General features: G+C 40.0%; 1 pseudogene. It reads left to right on the plus strand.

The features are described 5' to 3' along the window. Positions 1 to 265, plus strand: a pseudogene (locus RYX56_RS22990) (cell wall metabolism sensor histidine kinase WalK); the annotation flags it as partial.

The raw sequence follows: 265 nt of genomic DNA on the forward strand, positions 1-265 counted from the left end.
GCAAGTGATTGGTGTCTATTTTGTCAAGCAGCTTGAAACAACATTAAGGACCAATTTCCAAACATCGATTAAACAGCGGGTGAATTTGCTTGCCTATAATATTCGCGAGGAAATGGAAAAAGAAAGGACACCTGAAGATCCCACGCTTGAAGAAGGTATTGGAAAAATCCTTCGAGATTTTAAAGCGGGGGATATTTCAGAAGTGCAGGTAATCGAAGGTAGATCCTTAAAGATACTTGGTACATCTGAAGAGAATAATCAGGGG

The sequence above is a fragment of the Alkalihalophilus lindianensis genome, from assembly GCF_032843265.1.
Taxonomy (GTDB): domain Bacteria; phylum Bacillota; class Bacilli; order Bacillales; family Bacillaceae_D; genus Alkalihalophilus; species Alkalihalophilus lindianensis.